This is a genomic window from Rhodococcus sp. Z13_19A (assembly GCF_058133575.1).
In genome coordinates, this window is sequence record NZ_JBYUNN010000002.1 from 278,410 (window position 1) to 294,754 (window position 16,345).

The 16,345-nt window shown below is 73.3% G+C and carries 18 protein-coding genes; 10 read left to right on the top strand and 8 right to left on the bottom strand.

Features of this window, described 5'->3' with window-relative positions; translation table 11 throughout:
- Nucleotides 1-7: 7 nt before the first annotated feature.
- The 6 genes from AC3YNX_RS07985 to AC3YNX_RS08010 form a co-directional block, all read right to left on the bottom strand.
- Nucleotides 8-541 (bottom strand): arsenate reductase/protein-tyrosine-phosphatase family protein, encoded by a 534-nt coding sequence (locus AC3YNX_RS07985; RefSeq protein ID WP_489995141.1) that lies wholly within the window; start codon nucleotides 539-541, stop codon nucleotides 8-10.
- A gap of 33 nt (nucleotides 542-574) precedes the next feature.
- The gene (locus AC3YNX_RS07990; protein WP_489995142.1) at nucleotides 575-1,234 is read right to left on the bottom strand and encodes an acetyltransferase; all 660 of its coding nucleotides are present in this window, start codon (nucleotides 1,232-1,234) and stop codon (nucleotides 575-577) included.
- 76 nt (nucleotides 1,235-1,310) lie between these two features.
- Complete coding sequence (locus tag AC3YNX_RS07995) at nucleotides 1,311-2,000, bottom strand: response regulator (RefSeq protein WP_489995143.1); 690 nt, start codon at nucleotides 1,998-2,000, stop codon at nucleotides 1,311-1,313.
- Complete coding sequence (locus AC3YNX_RS08000; RefSeq protein WP_489995144.1) at nucleotides 1,997-3,697, bottom strand: sensor histidine kinase; 1,701 nt, start codon at nucleotides 3,695-3,697, stop codon at nucleotides 1,997-1,999. Before AC3YNX_RS08000 ends, AC3YNX_RS07995 begins: the two co-directional genes overlap by 4 nt.
- Complete coding sequence (locus AC3YNX_RS08005; RefSeq protein WP_489995145.1) at nucleotides 3,691-4,077, bottom strand: response regulator transcription factor; 387 nt, start codon at nucleotides 4,075-4,077, stop codon at nucleotides 3,691-3,693. Before AC3YNX_RS08005 ends, AC3YNX_RS08000 begins: the two co-directional genes overlap by 7 nt.
- The gene (locus AC3YNX_RS08010) at nucleotides 4,074-4,469 is read right to left on the bottom strand and encodes a response regulator (protein ID WP_489995146.1); all 396 of its coding nucleotides are present in this window, start codon (nucleotides 4,467-4,469) and stop codon (nucleotides 4,074-4,076) included. The genes AC3YNX_RS08005 and AC3YNX_RS08010 overlap by 4 nt, the downstream gene beginning before the upstream one ends.
- 152 nt (nucleotides 4,470-4,621) lie before the next feature.
- On the opposite strand from AC3YNX_RS08010, the gene AC3YNX_RS08015 reads away from it, so the two are divergent.
- From AC3YNX_RS08015 to AC3YNX_RS08060, 10 genes are all read left to right on the top strand, one after another.
- Nucleotides 4,622-6,136, top strand: coding sequence for an acetyl-CoA acetyltransferase (locus AC3YNX_RS08015; protein WP_489995147.1), 1,515 nt, complete (start codon nucleotides 4,622-4,624; stop codon nucleotides 6,134-6,136).
- A gap of 31 nt (nucleotides 6,137-6,167) precedes the next feature.
- Nucleotides 6,168-6,974, top strand: coding sequence for a crotonase/enoyl-CoA hydratase family protein (locus AC3YNX_RS08020; protein ID WP_489983668.1), 807 nt, complete (start codon nucleotides 6,168-6,170; stop codon nucleotides 6,972-6,974).
- Nucleotides 6,975-7,047: 73 nt separating this feature from the next.
- Nucleotides 7,048-7,647 carry a trimeric intracellular cation channel family protein gene (locus AC3YNX_RS08025; protein ID WP_127782118.1) on the top strand — a complete coding sequence of 200 codons (600 nt, stop codon included), beginning with the start codon at nucleotides 7,048-7,050 and terminating at the stop codon, nucleotides 7,645-7,647.
- A gap of 48 nt (nucleotides 7,648-7,695) precedes the next feature.
- Complete coding sequence (locus tag AC3YNX_RS08030) at nucleotides 7,696-8,382, top strand: response regulator transcription factor (RefSeq protein ID WP_489983669.1); 687 nt, start codon at nucleotides 7,696-7,698, stop codon at nucleotides 8,380-8,382.
- Nucleotides 8,383-8,476: 94 nt separating this feature from the next.
- Nucleotides 8,477-9,859, top strand: a complete 1,383-nt coding sequence (locus AC3YNX_RS08035) for a HAMP domain-containing sensor histidine kinase (protein ID WP_489995493.1) — start codon at nucleotides 8,477-8,479, stop codon at nucleotides 9,857-9,859.
- Between the two features lie 91 nt (nucleotides 9,860-9,950).
- Nucleotides 9,951-11,492 (top strand): FAD-binding protein, encoded by a 1,542-nt coding sequence (locus AC3YNX_RS08040; protein WP_489995148.1) that lies wholly within the window; start codon nucleotides 9,951-9,953, stop codon nucleotides 11,490-11,492.
- Nucleotides 11,493-11,496: 4 nt separating this feature from the next.
- Nucleotides 11,497-12,495: an alpha/beta fold hydrolase gene (locus tag AC3YNX_RS08045; protein ID WP_489983670.1), complete on the top strand. Its 999-nt coding sequence runs from the start codon at nucleotides 11,497-11,499 to the stop codon at nucleotides 12,493-12,495.
- 144 nt (nucleotides 12,496-12,639) lie between these two features.
- Nucleotides 12,640-14,172, top strand: coding sequence for a S1C family serine protease (locus AC3YNX_RS08050; protein WP_489995149.1), 1,533 nt, complete (start codon nucleotides 12,640-12,642; stop codon nucleotides 14,170-14,172).
- A 74-nt stretch (nucleotides 14,173-14,246) separates the two neighbouring features.
- Complete coding sequence (locus tag AC3YNX_RS08055) at nucleotides 14,247-14,744, top strand: MogA/MoaB family molybdenum cofactor biosynthesis protein (RefSeq protein WP_206518176.1); 498 nt, start codon at nucleotides 14,247-14,249, stop codon at nucleotides 14,742-14,744.
- A gap of 3 nt (nucleotides 14,745-14,747) precedes the next feature.
- Nucleotides 14,748-14,948 carry a hypothetical protein gene (locus tag AC3YNX_RS08060; protein ID WP_489983672.1) on the top strand — a complete coding sequence of 67 codons (201 nt, stop codon included), beginning with the start codon at nucleotides 14,748-14,750 and terminating at the stop codon, nucleotides 14,946-14,948.
- Nucleotides 14,949-14,966: 18 nt separating this feature from the next.
- On the opposite strand, the gene mscL is transcribed toward AC3YNX_RS08060, so the two are convergent.
- Both mscL and AC3YNX_RS08070 read right to left on the bottom strand, forming a co-directional pair.
- Nucleotides 14,967-15,404, bottom strand: coding sequence for a large conductance mechanosensitive channel protein MscL (gene mscL / locus AC3YNX_RS08065; protein ID WP_489995150.1), 438 nt, complete (start codon nucleotides 15,402-15,404; stop codon nucleotides 14,967-14,969).
- Between the two features lie 53 nt (nucleotides 15,405-15,457).
- On the bottom strand, nucleotides 15,458-16,261 hold the full coding sequence (locus AC3YNX_RS08070; RefSeq protein WP_489995151.1) for an SAF domain-containing protein: 804 nt from the start codon (nucleotides 16,259-16,261) through the stop codon (nucleotides 15,458-15,460).
- Nucleotides 16,262-16,345 lie beyond the last annotated feature (84 nt).

Here is a 16,345-nt window from a genome sequence, read left to right on the forward strand (position 1 = left end):
TCTAGCCTCAGCTGAGCTCGGCTCGCAGCGCGTCGAGCACCGGCAGCAGCGTGGCGGTGATCTGCCGGCCGATCTCCTGGAACGTGGCGAGGTCCTGCCCCATCGGGTCGGTGATGTCCAGGGCATCCGGCGCCGGTGGACGCGCGGCCCGGGCCTGGGCCAGCCGAGGCAGCAGGGCCGGCTCGCTCGACGGCACCGCAACCAACGCGGAGAGCTCCCGCAGGGTGAAGGTTCGGCGCATGGCGCGGGGCGACTCCTCCAGCACCCGGTTGCGGTGCCGGGTGCTCAGGCCCACCACCAGGTCGGCGTCGTTGACCATGGCGGGCTTGAGCTGGCGGGCGCGAAAGCCGATGGGGTCGCCGCCCAGCTCGGTGAGCACCTGGGCCGCTGACGGCTCCATGCCGTAGCCCACCACCGCCCGGGTGCCGGCACTGCTCGCGGTCAGCCCGGTGAGCCCGTGGTGGGCGGCGTAGGCCTGGGTCAGCCGCTCGGCCGTGGGGCTGCGGCAGATGTTGCCGGTGCAGACGAAGAGCAGGTGCATGGAGTCATCATGCAGGAGTCGGCAATTGGCACCTCACGCCACGGGCCGTGCGGGCACGCCCACCGCGGTGACGCCCGCGGGAATGTCTCGGACCACGCTCGCGCCGGCGCCGATGACTGCCCCGCGGCCCACCCGGCGTCCCTGGATCACCGCCGCCCCCGTACCAATGTTGACCTCGTCCTCCAGGGTGACGTTGCCGGGGATGGTGGCCCCTGGGTTGACCGTGACGTAGTCACCACAGACCACGTCATGGCCCACCGCGCTGTTGCGGTTGATGTGGGTGTGACGTCCCAGCGTGACGTTGGTGGTCAGCGAGACCAGCGAGCAGACCACCGTCCCCGGGGCCAGCTGGTTGAGATGTCGCCCCAGCACCGCAGACGGGTGGACCAGCACCGCCGCCACCAATCCGGCTGCCGACGCCAGCTCGTCGAGCTTGCGACGTGGCGGCCCGGTGCCGATGCCGATGACGTACTGCGTCTCCGGGGGCAGCATCTCCAGCTCGCTCACCCCGCCGAGGTGGGGGCCGCGGCCAGCGATCAGCGCCGGGTCAACCGTGCCGTCGTCGAGGAACCCCAGGAAGTCGAACTCGGGTTCCTGTCCATCGAGGACCGACTCGTTGATCGCCTCCACGATGTCGTGCACCTCGCGGCCATGACCGCCTGCGCCGATGATCACGAGCGGGGTGGGAGCCATGGGGCTCACCCTAGTAACGGATCCTCCTGCGGCTGTGGGTGCGCAGGTCACTGCCCCCCGCAACGGACCCGTCCCGCTACTGACCGCTGCGGCGGACGTGCCCGGCGGCCACCAACGCGGCCTCCACCTCGGCGTGCGCCAGCTCGCCGGCCTGGGCGCGGGCCTGCACCACCCGGCACAGCTCGGCCAGCCCGGGGTAGCCGAACTGCCCGCTCGCCCCGGCCAGCACGTGCGCCACCTTGGCCAGCACCACCAGGTCACCGGCCTCGCTCGCCGCGGCCAGCGCGGCGGTGCGTTCCGGCAGCGCCTGCAGGTACCCCGCCCGCATCTGGTTGAGCAGCTCGGCGTCGTAGGGGTCCTCCAGCGGGTCGCGCACCGGCCCGGTGGTGAGCAGCTGGTGCGCCGCCGTCACCAGCACCGTGGCGTTGAGCGGCTTGGGCAGGCACAGCGCCGCCCCCGCGGCCTCCGAGCGGCGCCGCGCCGTGGGCGAGGGATCCGCCGTCATGGTGATGAAGGTGGCCGCGCACCCGTTGCTGCGCAGCGCCCACAGCATGGTCGGCCCGTCCTGCTCGGCCATTGCCACGTCGGAGAGCACCAGGTCGATCTCGGTGTCGGCGTGCACCGCGTGCGCCTGCGCCGGGCCGCTGGCGGTGAGCACCGTGTACCCGGCCTCGTGCAGCACCCCGGCCGCGTGCGCCAGGTCGTCGGCGTCGTCGTCCACCACCAGGGCGATGAGCGTGCCCGGTGACGGAAGCTGCGTGCTCATGTGGCCCCCATTGCGTCCTGCATGGAATGTTCCGCGCCCACCCGCAGCGGCAGCCGGAAGCTGAAGGTAGTGCCCTCACCCTCCACGCTGCGCACCGCCAGCGTGCCCTGGTGCGCGGTGACGATCGCCCGGGTGATGGCCAGCCCCAGGCCCACCCCGGCGATGGCGTTGGTGGTGGCGGTGGTGGCGCGGAAGAAGCGGGTGAACAGCTGCTCCAGCTCGCCGGCGGGGATGCCGTAGCCGGTGTCGCGCACGCTCACCAGCGCCGCCGGTCCACCCTCGCCGTCGGGCTCCACCACCAGGCACAGGCACACCGAGCCGCCCCGCGGGGTGAACTTCACCGCGTTGGACAACAGGTTGTCGCAGGCCTGCCCCAGGCGCACCGCGTCCCCGGCCACCAGCACCGGGTGCTCCGGCAGCTCGGTCTCCACCAGCACCCCGGCGGCCGCAGCCACCGGCACCGCGGTGTCGGCCGAGGCCGCCAGCACCGCCACCAGGTCCACCTCGCGCTGGGCCACCACGAACTTGCCCGCCTCCACCTGCGCGGTGAACAACAGGTCGCCCACCAGGTGCAGCAGCCGGTTGGCGTTGCGCTCCACAGTGGTCAGGTACTGCTGCTGCTGCTCGGTCAGCGGGTCGTCGGGGTCGTCCAGCACCAGCTCCAGGTAGCCCAGGATGGACGACAGCGGGGTGCGCAGCTCGTGCGAGATGAGGCTGATGAACTCGTCCTTGAGCCGGGCCAACTCCCGGGTCTTGGTCATGTCGGTGGCCACGAACAGGTAGCCCACCAGCTCGCCGTGCGCGTCGTGGCGCGGGGTGATGGCCAGCTCCACGCTGAGCAGCCGTCCGTCGGTGGTGCGGTAGGTGCAGTCGCGCACGTCGGCGGCACCGTCGGCGGCCAGCGCCACCAGCGCGGCAAAGCCGCTGCGCCCCGCGGCGTCGACGACGTCCAGCTCGGCGTCCACCAGGAAGTCGGTGACCGGGCGCTCGCGCACCACCTGGGTGCGCGTCGCGCCCAGCATCTTCTCCGCGCCCGGGTTGAAGATGGTGACCAGGCCAGTGCGGTCGGTGGCGATGATGGACTGCTCGGTGACCGCGTCGAGCACCCCGGCGAAGGCGTCGCGGGCCCCGGCCAGGTGCAGCGACGACTCGGTGAGCTGGGCCATCCGGTAGCGCACCCGGCTGGTCACCTGGAACATCGCCATCGCCGCCAGCAGCGCCACCGTGGGGGTGAACAGCCAGCGCAGGATCATGTCCAGCGCGAACGGGGTGGGGTTGGGCAGCACCAGGTACGGCATGAACACCGTGAGGTCGGTGGCGGCGACGACCCACAGCAGAGTCTGTGGGCGACGAGCCTGCGCCCCCAGCGCCAGCGCGGGCAGCACCAGCATGATCCCGTAGGGCGAGCTGGCCTCCCCGGTGGCCGCACCCAGCAGTCCCGAGGCGGTGATGCTGGCCAGGTCCACGCTGATCCGCCAGCCCGGGGCCCAGCGCCGCCACGGCAGCGCCAGCGCGGCCAGGGTGATCACCAGCACCGCCACCACCGACGCGGTGAGCACCACGCCGTGCACCTCGATGCGGGTGAGCGGGATGCCCGACACCGACACCAGGAAGATGAGGCAGAAGATCACCTGGCGCTGGGCGAAGGTGGGGGTGGCCCGCCAGCGACGCACCAGCGCGTCGCGGCTGCTCAGCACACCGGGTCCGCGAGCAGCTCGCCCAGCTTGGCCCGCAGCTCCCGCAGCGCGAACGGCTTGGGCAGGTAGGTGTCGGCGCCGGCGGCCAGCCCCGCCTGCACAGCGGAGACCTCCGCGTTGGCCGACAGGATGAGCACCCGCAGCGCGTCGCCGTGCTCGGCCCGCAGCGCGGCGCAGACCTGCAGCCCGGTCACCTGCGGCATGGACACGTCCAGGATGGCCAGGTGCGGCAGCTGCGCCGCCGCGGCGTCCAGGGCGGCCTGGCCGTCACCCACCGAGGCCAGCACGGTGAACCCGGCCCGCTGCACCGCCAGCTCGATGAGCCGGCGGATGTCCGGGTCGTCGTCGGCGATCAGCACGGTGCGGACGGCTCCGCTCACGTGGGGCTCCAGTGCGGCAGCAGCCGGCCCAGGGCCGTGCGCAGCTGGCCGATGCTGAACGGCTTGGGCAGCGCGGTGTGCGCCGACGGGTAGGACTCCAGGTCGAGCACCGAGGTGACCACGATGGGGCAGCGCGGGTCGCGCTCGTGCAGCGCCGAGGACAGCGTCCAGCCGCTCATTCCGGGCAGGCGCAGGTCCACCACCGCCAGGTCCAGGTCCACCCCCTCGATGAGGTCCAGGCCAGCTTCCGCGGAGGGCGCGGAGATCACCTCGCAGCCCGATCGCCGCAGGTAGACGGTGACCAGCGCGCGCTGGTCGTCCTCGTCCTCCACCAGCAGCACGGTGGGCGGGCGCCGCCGGGCGGGTCGGTCCAGCACGTCCTGGGTGTCCATGGGGGCAGCAGCCTTCCGGTGATCAGCAGTGACCCACCCCACATCGGCTGAGGTGCCCCGTTCGTGAGGTCGACGCTGCAAGGGGGGTGGCGGGCGTCACTATTGGCTGCACTACTGTCAGGCCAGATCCCGACCCCTGAGGAGCGAGCGACGTGCCTGACCCGCGCCACATCCCCGTCATCGTCGGAGTGGGCCAGCTTCGGCACAACCGTGAGCGCACGGTGGCCGACGCCCGCGAGCCCCTGGAGCTGATGCTCGACGCGGTGGCCCTGGCCGCCGCCGACGCCGGCGTCCCGCAGCTGCCCGCCCACGCCGACAGCATCGACGTGGTCAACGTGGTGAGCTGGAGCTACGACGACCTGCCCGGCCTGGTGGCCGAGCGCGTGGGCGCCGACCCGCAGCACCGCCAGTACACCCCGGTGGGTGGGCAGTGGCCGGCCCGGCTGCTCGACGCCGCCGCCGCCCGCATCGCCGCGGGGGAGAGCACCATCGCCCTGCTGGTGGGTGGGGAGGCGCAGTCCTCCACCGGCGCCCTGGCCAAGGCCGGCGTCGACCCGGTGCAGGACTGCGGGTGGAGCGCTGCACCCGGCGGGCCCGCGGCGTTCGACCCCGAGCTGCTGGGCGGCCCGGAGAACCAGGCGGCCGGGCTGATCCTGCCCACCCGCGTGTACCCGCTGTTCGACAACGCGCTGGCACACCAGCTGGGCCAGAGCCCGGACGAGGCGACGGCGTGGTCGGCGGAGATCTACGCCGCCTTCTCCGCCGAGGCCGCGGCCAACCCCGCGGCGTGGAACCCGGTGCAGCGCAGCGCCGAGGACATCGCCACCGTCACCCCCGGCAACCGGATGATCTCCGAGCCCTACCCGCTGTCGATGAACGCCAACCCGCAGGTGGACCAGGGCGCGGCGGTCATCATGACCTCCCTGGCCGCCGCCCGCGAGCACGGCGTGGCCGAGGACAAGCTGGTGTACGTGTGGGGCGGGGCCGGTGCCGACCAGGCCGAGGAGCACCTGCGCCGGGACGGCTTCACCGACTCCCCGGCCATGGCCGCCGCCTTCGAGCGCACCCTGTCCCAGGCCGGGGTGCACGCCGACGACCTGGACCTCGTGGACATCTACAGCTGCTTCCCGGTGGTGCCCAAGCTGGCGTCGATCGCCCTGGACCTGCCCCGCGACGCCAGCCTCAGCGTCACCGGCGGGCACTCCGCCTTCGGCGGGCCGATGAACACCTACACCCTCTTCGCCGCGGTGAGCATCACCCAGCGGCTGCGGACGGAGCCGGGCCTGGCGCTGCTGCACGGCAACGGCGGCTTTGTCACCTACCAGCACGCGGTGCTGCTCAGCGACGCCCCGCACGCCCAGGGCTACGTGGGCAACCCCGAGCCGGTGCGCATCGAGTCGGCCAACGCCCCTGCGATCATCGCCCCCGTCTCCGGCACGGTGACCGTGGAGACGGCCACCGTGGAGCACGGCCGCGACGGCAAGCCCGCCACCGGCTTCCTGGTGGCCCGCACCGCCGACGGCGCCCGCTTCGCCGCGCAGACCGCCCCCGGCGACACCGCCAGCGCCGAGGCGCTGTCGCTGGGCGAGCCCGGGGAGCGCCGCGAGGTGGTGGGCCGCACCGTCACCGTGGAGGTCGACGGCGCCCACGTGCGCATCAGCAGCTGAACCCACCATCACCGACAGGAACGAGGCGAGCGTGACCGACGAGGCACCCGAGGCAGTAGTCCTCACCGAGCGGCGGGGCCACACCCTGCTCATCACCATCAACCGGCCCAAGGCGTCCAACAGCATCAACGCCGACGTGCACAACGGCATCGGCGAGGCGCTGGAGCAGGCGGAGAACGACCCGGAGATCCGCGCGGTGGTGCTCACCGGCGCCGGCGACCGGGTGTTCTGCGGCGGCGCCGACCTCAAGGCGCTGGGCACCAAGGGCGGCGACGGCGTGCTGCCCCCGGAGACCAAGCACTGGGGCTTCGCCGGCATGGTGGACCACCCGGTGAGCGTGCCGGTGATCGCCGCGGTCAACGGCTCCGCGATGGGCGGCGGCACCGAGCTCGCGCTGGCCAGCGACCTCATCGTGGCCGCCGACAACGCCAAGTTCGGCCTGCCGGAGGTCCACCGTGGACTGATGGCCGCCGCCGGCGGGGTGTTCCGGCTGACCCAGGCGCTGCCCAAGCACGTGGCCCTGGAGCTCATCCTCACCGGCGAGCCGATGCCCGCCACCGACGCCCACCGCTGGGGCTTCGTCAACCGGGTGGTGCCGCAGGACCAGGTGCTCGACACCGCGCTGGCCCTGGCCGAGCAGGTCAGCGCCGGCGCCCCGCTGGCGGTGCAGGCCAGCAAGCGCGTGGCCCGCGGCATCGTCGACGGCAGCACCCCGGCCGAGCGCGACGCCTGGAAGCTCAACGACGAGGAGATGGCCAAGGTCTCCACCTCCGCCGACGTCATGGAGGGCATCGGCGCCTTCATGGAGAAGCGCACGCCCAGCTGGCAGGGCAAGTAGCAACACGGGTACGTCTGCGGGGCCGGTGACCAGGCAGGTCACCGGCCACCGCGCGTTGTGGAGACAATGAGCTGTGCTGCTCGTCGTCCTCGACCTCATCGGGATCACCGCCTTCGCGGCCTCCGGGGCGCTGGCGGGAGTGCGGGCGCGCCTGGACGTCTTCGGGATCGTGGTGCTCGGGGCCACCACCGCGCTGGGCGGGGGAGTGCTGCGCGACGTGCTGCTGGGCATCAACCCGCCCACCTCGCTGGTGGACTGGCGCTACCTGGTGACGCCGGTGGTGGTGTCGCTGCTGGTCTTCCGCTTCCACCCCCGGGTCTCCCGGCTGCGGCGGTCGGTGCTGATCCTGGACGCCCTGGGGATGGGGCTGTTCAGCACCTACGGCGCGGCCACCGCGCTGAGCCACGACGCCGGCGTGGTGGCGGCCTGCGTCATCGGGATGACCACGGCCATCGGCGGCGGCGCCCTGCGCGACGTGCTGCTCAACGAGGTGCCCATCGTGCTGCGCCGGGAGATCTACGCGGTGGCCGCGCTGGCCGGGGCCACCGTGCTGGTGGCCGCCGACGCCGCCGGGGTGCCGCAGGGCCTGGCCGCGCTGCTCGGCTCCGTGCTGGCCACCGGGCTGCGGCTGCTGGCCATGTGGCGGCACTGGAACGCGCCGGTCCCGCGGTAGGGCGCCTCTCTCAGACGGGTCTCAGGGGCAGCGGCCACACTGGGACGCATGCACATCTTGGTGGTGGACGACGACAGGGCCGTCCGCGAGTCGCTGCGCCGCTCGCTGACCTTCAACGGCTACACCGTCGACCTGGCCGGCGACGGCGTGGCCGCGCTGGAGGCGCTGGAGGCCACCAAGCCCGACGCGCTAGTGCTGGACGTGATGATGCCGCGGATGGACGGGCTGGAGGTGTGCCGGCGGCTGCGCAGCTCCGGCGTCGACCTGCCCATCCTGGTGCTCACCGCCCGCGACACCGTCTCCGAGCGGGTGGCCGGCCTGGACGCCGGCGCCGACGACTACCTGCCCAAGCCCTTCGCCCTGGAGGAGCTGCTGGCCCGGCTGCGCGCCCTGCTGCGCCGCGCCACCCCCAGCGCCGACCCCGCCTCGGAGGTGCTCAGCTTCGCCGACCTCACCATGGACCCGGTGACCATGGAGGTACGCCGCGGCGACCGGCTGATCAGCCTCACCCGCACCGAGTACTCGCTGCTGGAGCTGCTGCTGACCAACGCCCGCCGGGTGCTCACCCGCGGCCGCATCCTGGAGGAGGTGTGGGGCTACGACTTCCCCACCTCCGGCAACGCGCTGGAGGTCTACATCGGCTACCTGCGCCGCAAGACCGAGGCCGAGGGTGAGCCCCGACTGATCCACACCGTGCGCGGGGTGGGCTACGTGCTGCGCGAGGGACCGCCGTGACGGGCAGCCGCCGGTGACGGCCCACCCGGAGCAGACCCAGCCGTCCGGCCCGCACTCGCCGGAGGCGCCGACCAGCAGCACCGGGCCGCACAAGATGCGCGCGCCCATGCCGCTGACCCGGTCGATGTCCCTGCGCGCCCGGGTGACCATGCTCGCCGCGGTGGTGGTGGCCGTGGCCGTGGCGCTGATGGCCACCTCCGCCTACTTCGTGGTGTCCAACGCCCTCTACGACGACGTGGACAACCAGCTGCGCAACCGGGCCACCACCGTGCTCAACAGCAACCTGCTGGAGTCCATCTCGCAGGAGAACCTGCAGATCGCCACGCTGTTCTCCTCCGGGGTGCGGGTGTCGGTGATCCTGCCCAGCGGCGCGGTGGCCTACTCCGGCCGCGGCGCGCCGGTGGGCAAGCCGGAGCTGGACGTGGCCATGGGGGTATCGGCGGAGTCGCTGCGCACCACCGAGGACTACCGGGTGCTGGCCCATCGGGCGCCCAACGGCACCACCCTGGTGCTGGCCCAGTCGCTGGCCCCCACCCGCCTGGTGCTGCACAACCTGGCGGTGGTGCTGTTCACCGTGGGCGGGGCGGGCATCCTGGTCGCCGTCGTGGCCGGCGCCGCCGTGGGCCGGGCCGGGCTGCGTCCGGTGGCCCGGCTCAACGAGGCCGCCCAGCGGGTGGCCCGCACCGACGAGCTCACCCCCATCCCGGTGACCGGCGACGACGAGCTGGCCAGCCTCACCCGCAGCTTCAACGCCATGCTGCTGTCGCTGGAGGAGTCCCGGGACCGCCAGCGCCGCCTGGTGGCCGACGCCGGCCACGAGCTGCGCACCCCGCTCACCTCGCTGCGCACCAACATGGAGCTGCTGATGGCCTCCAGCGCCCCCGGCGCGCCGCAGCTGGGGGAGACCGACCGGGCCGAGCTGCACGCCGACGTGGTGGCCCAGCTGGAGGAGCTGTCCACCCTGGTGGGCGACCTGGTGGAGCTGGCCCGCGAGGACGCCCCGCAGGTGGTGCAGCTGCCGCTGAACCTGGCCGAGGTGGTGGAGGAGGCCCTGGAGCGGGCGCGCCGGCGGCGCAGCGAGATCACCTTCACCGCCTGGCTGCAGCCCTGGTACCTGGTGGGCGACCCCACCGCGCTGGAGCGGGCGGTGCTCAACGTGCTGGACAACGCGGCCAAGTGGAGCCCGGCCGGGGAGCGGGTGGAGGTGGTGATGACCCAGGTGGACCCCACCCACGTCGAGGTGGTCGTCAGCGACGCCGGCACCGGCATCGCGCCGGAGGACCGGGCCCTGGTCTTCGAGCGCTTCTACCGCTCCACCGGCTCGCGGTCGATGCCCGGCTCGGGGCTGGGCCTGGCCATCGTCAAGCAGGTGGCGCTGCGCCACCAGGGTGCGGTGTGGGCCGAGGAGTCCGACCGCGGCGGGGCCCGGGTGCGGCTGCGGCTGCCCGGCTCCCCGCGGCCGCTGACCGACGCCTGAGCCCGCTCCCGGTCACTGGAACTCGCTGCCCGAAACCTCGGCCCACCAGCCACTATGGTTCAGATCACACATTTCTGTGGAGAGGTGCAGCATGCAGTGGAGCGAAGAGTGCGACGTCCTGGTGGTCGGGTCCGGCGGCGGTGGCGTCACCGGTGCCTACACCGCAGCCCGTGAGGGGCTGGACACCATCATGGTGGAGGCGACGGACAAGTTCGGTGGCACCACCGCCTACTCCGGCGCGGGCATGTGGCTGCCCTGCAACAAGGTCCTCGAGGAGGCCGGGGTGCAGGACAGCATGGACGACGTCCGCACCTACTTCCGCGCCGTGGTCGGCGACCGCACCCCGGTGGAGCTGCAGGACGCGTTCCTGGACAACGGCGCCCCGCTGGTGGACTACCTGGCCAGCGACGACGAGCACTTCGCCTTCGCGGTGCTGCCGTGGGCGGACTACTTCGGCTCCGCCCCCAAGGCGCACGCCCAGGGCCGCCAGATCATCCCCAAGCCGATGAAGGCGGAGAAGATCGGCGCGGTGCGCGACGACCTGCGCCCGACGCTGGCCGTCGAGCGCGCCGGTGCGCCGCTGGACCCCACCCTCACCGGTGGACAGTCGCTGATCGGCCGCTTCCTGTGGGCGATGGACGGCATGGACAACGCCACCACCTACACCTCCACCACGGTGGACGAGCTGGTGGTGGAGGACGGCGCCGTGGTCGGCGCCATCGTGGAGCACCACGGCGAGCGCCGGGCCATCCGCGCCCGCGGCGGCGTGATCGTGGCCTCCGGCGGCTTCGAGGGCAACGACGAGATGCGCGCCAAGTACGGCGTGCCCGGCACCGCCCGCGACACCATGGGCCCGGACGGCAACCAGGGCAAGGCGATCGCGGCGGGCATCGCCATCGGCGCCGACGTGGACCTGATGAGCGAGGCGTGGTGGTCGCCCGGCGTGACCCACCCGGACGGTCGCTCCGCGTTCTCGCTGTGGTTCACCGGCGGCATCTTCGTCAACGACAACGGCGAGCGCTTCGTCAACGAGTCGCTGCCCTACGACCGCCTGGGCCGCGAGGTGATCGACGCGATGACCGCCGGCACCGTGACCCTGCCGTACTGGATGGTCTACGACGACCGCGAGGGCGAGAAGCCGCCGGTGGTGGCGTCCATGCAGCCTATGGGCGACCCCAAGGACTACATGGCGGCGGGGCTGTGGAAGACCGCCGACACCCTGGAGGAGCTGGCCGAGCAGATCGGCGTGCCGGCGGAGAACCTGGTGGCCACCGTCACCCGGTTCAACGGCTTCGTCTCGGCCGTGTCGGACGAGGACTTCCACCGCGGTGACGAGCCCTACGACCGGGCCTTCTCCGGCGGCGCCTCGCCGCTGGTGCCCATCGAGCAGGGCCCGTTCCACGCCGCGGCCTTCGGCCTGTCCGACCTGGGCACCAAGGGCGGCATGCGCACCGACACCGCCGCCCGCGTGCTGGACAAGGAGGGCGCGGTGATCCCCGGGCTGTACGCGGCGGGCAACTCCATGGCCGCGGTCACCGGCACGGTGTACCCCGGCGGTGGCAACCCCATCGGCGCCAGCATGGTGTTCGCCCACCTCGCCGCGCTGGACGTCAAGCAGAACCGGCAGGGCTGACGCCATGGACCCTGCCGCTGCTCCGGTGTCCCCGCTGGGCTGGGAGCACCACTACGCCCGGATCAACGGCCTCGACGTGCACTACGTCGAGCAGGGGCAGGGTCCACTGGTCGTGCTGCTGCACGGCTTTCCGCACACCTCGTTCAGCTGGCGCCACCAGATCGGGGTGATCGCCGACGCCGGCTACCGGGTGGTGGCGCCGGACCTGCGAGGGATGGGCCAGACCAGCGCTCCCACGGACGGCTCCGGCTACGGCGTGGACGCCGTCGTGGGTGACCTCGTCGGGCTGCTGGACCACCTGGGCGAGGAGCAGGCGGTGTTCTCCGGCCTGGACTTCGGCGGCATGGCCGCCTACGACCTGGCCTACCACCACCCCGAGCGGATGCGCGCGGTGATCGGGCTGCAGAACCCGTTCATCTCGGTGGGGTCGGTGGCCCCGTCGGTGATCGAGCGCAAGCGCGGCGCCAAGCGGTTCAACCACATGTCCTACTACCTGGACCAGCCCGAGGCGGCCGCGCAGGACTACGCCGCGCACCCGCGGGAGATCCTGGCCAAGATCTTCCACGCGCTCTCCGGCACGGCCGACTTCACCCAGGTGTGGCAGCACCCGCCGGGCACCTCCTACCGGGAGGCGCTCCCGCAGCCCCCGCCGCTGCCGTGGTCGTGGATGTCGGAGTGGGAGCTGGAGACCTACGTGGCCGACTACGCCCGCAGCGGCTTCGCCGGCGGCATCGGCTGGTACCTGGCCCTCGACGACGTGTGGGAGCACCGCAAGTCCTACACCGGCCCGAGCACGGTGCCGTTCTACTTCATCGGCTCGGAGAACGACATCGACCTGGCCGTGTGGCACGGACGCGACCCGGTGAACAAGCTGTCCGACCACCACGCCGACGTGCGGGGCAAGCGGATGATCGACGGGGCCGGGCACATGCTGAACATGGAGTGCCCGGACGAGGTGAGCGAGGCCTACGTGGCCTTCCTGGACGAGGCGCACGGCCGCTGACGGCCCCGCGCTGACCGGTCTCGCTGCTGGTCAGCGGGTTCCGCCACCCCGGTGGCCGGGCTCAGGCGTCTTCTTCACCACACTCCCGGTCAACCCCCAGGTGCATCTCAGCGGGTTCTCAGCCAGGCGCGGCACAGTGGTGACATGACCGATGGCAACGAGCGCTTCCCGCACGAGCAGCCCACCCCTGCTGGCTCCTCCGGCGACGGTGGGCCCGAGGAGACCGGCGGCCGCCAGCCCGGCGCCCAGTCGCAGCCCGGCGCGGTGCCGGACTCCTGGTGGTCGCGGCAGGGCCAGGCCGGCTCCGGTGACGCCGGCTCAGGACAGGCCGCCTCCGGCTCGAGTCACGGCGCCTCCGGCTCGAGTCACGGCGCCTCCGGCTACGACCCCTACGGCCGGGGCCCGGCCCAGCCCGGCTCGGGCGGCTTCTACGGCCGACCCCAGGGCGACTCGCCCACCCACCAGTACCCGGTGTACCCACCCGGCTACCCCTACGCCGGCGCGCAGCAGCAGCACCCGGCCTTGGCCCCCGCCGCGGCACCCCGCAAGCGCACCGGCAAGCTGGTGGCCGGCGCCCTGGCCCTGGCCCTGCTGGCCGGCGGGGTGGGCGGCGCGGTGGGTGCCAACCTGGACAGCGGCTCGAGCAACAGCACCGTCACCGCCCTGGGCGGCAGCGAGACGGTCAAGGCCCAGCCCGCGGCCGCCGCCCCCGGCTCGGTGCAGGAGGTCGCCGCCAAGGTGGTCCCCAGCGTGGTGCAGATCGAGGTGGCCAGCGGCACCCAGGGCGGCGAGGGCTCGGGCGTGGTGCTCTCCGCCGACGGGCTGATCCTCACCAACAACCACGTGATCGCCGCGGCCGCGGGCGGATCCGGTCAGCTGCGGGTGGTGCTCAAGGACGGCACCATCGAGGCCGCCTCCATCGTGGGCCGCGACCCGTCCTCGGACATCGCCGTCATCAAGATGGCCAACCAGACCAACCTCACCCCCATCAGCCTGGGCAGCTCGTCCAACCTCGCGGTGGGCCAGGACGTGGTGGCGGTCGGCTCCCCGCTGGGGCTGGCCAGCACGGTGACCTCCGGCATCGTCAGCGCGCTGAACCGCCCGGTGCGGGCCAGCGGCGAGGCCAGCGGGCAGAGCTCGGTGCTCGACGCCGTGCAGACCGACGCCGCCATCAACCCCGGCAACTCCGGCGGCGCGCTGGTGAACATGAACGGCGAGCTGGTCGGCATCAACTCCGCCATCGCCTCCCTGGGCGGCAGCTCCTCCAGCAGCCAGTCCGGCTCCATCGGCCTGGGCTTCGCCATTCCGGTGGACCAGGCCATGCGCATCGCGCAGGAGCTGATCGGCAGCGGCACCGCCACCCAGGCGGTGCTGGGCGTCAGCGTCACCGACGCCTCGGCCGGCACCAGCTCCCGCTCGTCGGCCAGCACGTCGCTGCAGGGCGCGGCCGTGGCCGCGGTCTCGCCCGGCGGCGCCGCGGAGAAGGCCGGCATCGCCGCCGGCTCGGTGGTGACCAAGGTCGACGACCGCGTGATCCCCGACGGCGACACCCTGGTGGCCGCCATCCGCTCGCACCGCCCGGGCGACACGGTGACCCTGACCATCAAGAGCCCCAGCGGCGACACCAGCACCACCCAGGTGACCCTGCAGGGCAACACCGTGAAGGCGGGGAACTGACCATGCGCACCGGCACCACGGTCACGCTCGACCTCGTCCCGGCGCTTGTCGAGGAGGGCACTACGGTGAGCCTCATGGACATGGAGGACTCCCGCCTGGGACGCGCACTGGTGGTCATCGTCAACGATCGGACCGCCAGCCGAGACGAGCCGGACACCAACGGCCCGTTGGTCTCCGAGCTGCTGAGCGAGGCCGGCTTCCACGTGGACGCCACCGTGGCGGTGGCCGCCGACCCGGTGGAGATCCGCAACGCGCTGAACACCGCGGTGATCGGCGGGGTGGACCTGGTGGTCACCGTCGGTGGCACCGGCGTCTCCCCGCGCGACGTCACCCCGGACGCGACCTCCGGCGTGCTGGACCGCTCCATCCCCGGCATCGCCGAGGCGCTGCGCGCGTCCGGCCTGGCCGCCGGCTCGGTGGACGCCTGCCTGTCCCGCGGGCTCGTCGGCGTCTCCGGCAGCACCCTGGTGGTCAACCTCGCTGGCTCCCGCTCCGCCGTGCGCGACGGGATGGCCACGCTCACCCCGCTGGTCGGGCACGTCATCTCCGAGCTCTCCGGTCTCGACGCCTGAGCCGTGGCTGACGCTCGCCCCGACCGCTCCGCCCCCGCCGACGAGGCGGCGGCGGAGCGGCGCCGGGCCCGGGAACGGCGGCAGCGCATCTTCGGTGACGTGCTGCCGGAGACCACCCGCGACGAGCGCGGCCCGGCCGCGGAGAGCTCGGCCGGTGGCAACGACGAGGAGCTGCGCCGCAACGTGCCGCCGCACCACGGCTGAGCGGCTGCTCCGCTCGCTCTAGGGGGTGCCGGCGGCGGCCCGGGTCTGCGGCTCGGCCTCGCTGGCGCGCTGCTGGGCGGCGAGCAGGTCCCGGATCTCGGTGAGCAGCGCGACGTCGGTCGGCTTGTCCGGCCCCGCCTCCACGCCCTTCCGGCGGCGCTCCTGCAGCCGGTGCATGGGCACCACCAGCAGGAAGTAGACGACGGCGGCGACGATGAGGAAGTTGATGCCCGCGGTGATCACCGCGCCGACGTCCACCACCGTCTTGGGGTTGCCCGCCACCAGCTGAAAGCCCAGCCCGTTGGCGTTGGCGCCGCCCACCGCCGCGATGAACGGGTTGATCAGGTGGGTGGTGAAGGAGGTGACGATGGCGGAGAAGGCAGCGCCGATCACCACGGCCACCGACAGGTCGATGACGTTGCCCTTCATGATGAAGTCCTTGAACCCCTTGAGCACTGCTCTCCCTCACTGTGGCAACAGGTCCCGCGGCCGGTGGACGTGCCTCGCGGTCAGTGGAATGTAATGGTGAGCGACTCGGAAAGGGAAGCCGCCGCGACCGCTCCCGCCTGCTCGGCCGGCAGGGCCAGCACCACCAGCCGCCCCTCGGAGCGGCGCTTGGGGTCGGCCGGCGGCACGCTGAGCACCGTGGCGTCGGTGGCCACCACCGTCACCGCACCCCGCGTGCCGCCGAGGCCCAGGACGTCCACGGTGTCGCCGGGGTGCAGCAGGTCGGCCACGTCGGCGTCGGGCAGCCGGAGGGGCACCGCGGTGGTGGCGGCGTCGCCGGTGGCGGCCACCGCCAGGGCCGGTCCCAGCAGCCGCACGTCGGTGAGCTGCTCCCCGCTGCGCACCGCGGCCGCCAGGGCGCGTCCGGTGGCGTCGCTGGCCAGCGCCAGGGCACCGGTGGGCAGCTGCTGGGCCGGGCGGTGCACCACCTGCAGGTCCGCGTCGCCCAGCACATGACCCGGTGGCAGGTCCCGGGTGGCGACCAGCACCGCGGTGCCGGCGGTGCCCGGGTCGCCCCGCAGCGCCAGCGCCCCGGCCAGCAGCACCAGCAGGGCGGCCACCACGCGCCGGACGGCGGCGGTGCGCGCCCAGCCGGGTCTGCTCAGCTCGGCCAGCCGCTCCCGCCACAGCGGCGCCAGGTTGCTCGCGCGCAGCCGCCGCTGCGGCGCCCGGGCCTCGGCCCGTGTCACCAGGGCGGGCCCGCGGGTCGCCGGGGCGGGCCCGCGGGTCGCCGGGGCGGGCCCGCGGGTCGCCGGGGCGGGCCTGCGGGCCGCGGGGCGGCGACGACCGCTGGTGTGGTTGGCCATGGCTGCCTCGTCCCTGCGCCCACGCAGGCGCTCACCGGCACGCTAGGTGCGGGGTGGCCGAGGCCGGGGCCGCTGCCACCGCGC